The organism is Aquabacterium sp. A7-Y (genome assembly GCF_026153205.1).
In the GTDB taxonomy this organism is placed as follows: domain Bacteria; phylum Pseudomonadota; class Gammaproteobacteria; order Burkholderiales; family Burkholderiaceae_C; genus Caldimonas.
This window is the reverse complement of the sequence record NZ_JAPFBW010000081.1, coordinates 1-1,222: the sequence shown is the minus strand read 5'-3', so window position 1 is coordinate 1,222 and position 1,222 is coordinate 1. Positions and strand designations below refer to the sequence as shown.

Below are 1,222 nucleotides of genomic sequence, written 5' to 3'. Positions count from 1 at the left end.
AAGATACCGTTGTGCCCGTCAAGCGCTGCTCAGCCTTGAGTCGAACGGTTTGCCGCTCTTCAAGACGCCGTAAACGAGAGACAGCAGCTTGTGCATGCAAGCCACGACAATGACCTTGCCTGGCTTGCGCTGCTCTTGCAGCCGCTCCCAGAACGCCTTCACCACCGGGTTGAAGCGGCCCGCCACCATCGCCGGGAAGTACAAAATCCGTTTGAGTTGTCGGTGTCCGTGGCGACTCGTGCCATGGGTCACGTTCAAGGATGATCCAGAACTCCGTGGCGCTGGATTGAGGCCGGCGTACGCGGCCAGGGCCTTGACCGTAGTGAACCGCTCGGGCGAGCCAATATAGGCCAACAATTGTGGAATCGTTCGCTCCCCGAGCCCCGGTATCGACTCCAGCAGCTCGCTGCGCCGCTTCAGATCAGGATCGTCATCGACCGTGCGCCTGATTTGCTCGCGCACTTGTTCGATCGCCTCCTTGAGGCTGTCCAAGACCGCCTGGATCGAGGGTTGAACTGCCTCGTGTGCTGTCTGCAGCCGGTTGAGCTCGCTGCGCTGCATGCCCAGCAGCGTGTCCAGACGCGCTACCAGGGCCTGCAGTTGCCGAAGGCTCATCGGTGGTGCCTGCCAGGGCGGCGGCGACTCCGCGGCGGCAAATTGCGCAATCAGCCTCGCATCGGCTTGGTCGCTCTTGCACCGCATTAGCTTCGCTTCGGCGTAGCGCTTGATTTGCAGCGGGTTCACCACCGACACTCGCACCTTGTGGTCGTACAGGAAGGTGGCTACCGCCTCGTGGTAAACGCCGCTGGCTTCCATGCACACATGTGAGGTATTCACGCCTCCAGGAACATGTGACTCCAGCCAGCCCAGCAACTGCACGAACCCCGCCGTGTCATTGCTCACGACCTTGGTCCGCTTGATCTTGCCCTCCACCAGCACCGCCACGTCCAGCTTGGCTTTGCTGACATCAATTCCTACGCAGACCGCCATACCGCTCCCTCCTCAAAAAGAAGCGCAGCAGTTCCGAGCGTCCCAACCTGATAAATACGGGGTCGCCGGTTGTGCCGGCGCCCCAAGATACCGTTCGAGGTGAACGTCGAAACGGGTCCCCACCTATTCTTTTTTGCGGGCGCGCAGCCCCGGGGCGAGTACAGGTTGGGCAACCCAGCCCCTTTGCGCGAGGGGGCAGACGAACAATATCAGGGCGAGTTGCGCAGCCGCC

1 protein-coding gene is annotated in these 1,222 nt (G+C 61.5%); it reads right to left on the bottom strand.

Features of this window, described 5'->3' with window-relative positions; all coding sequences use genetic code 11:
* Positions 1-18 precede the first annotated feature (18 nt).
* Positions 19-990 carry an IS110 family transposase gene (locus OOT46_RS30605; RefSeq protein WP_265407401.1) on the bottom strand — a complete coding sequence of 324 codons (972 nt, stop codon included), beginning with the start codon at positions 988-990 and terminating at the stop codon, positions 19-21.
* Positions 991-1,222: the final 232 nt, after the last annotated feature.

Coding starts and splice junctions, on each gene's coding strand:
- OOT46_RS30605 (WP_265407401.1), bottom strand. CDS start 990: ATGGCGGTCTGCGTAGGAATTGATGTCAGCAAAGCCAAGCTGGACGTG.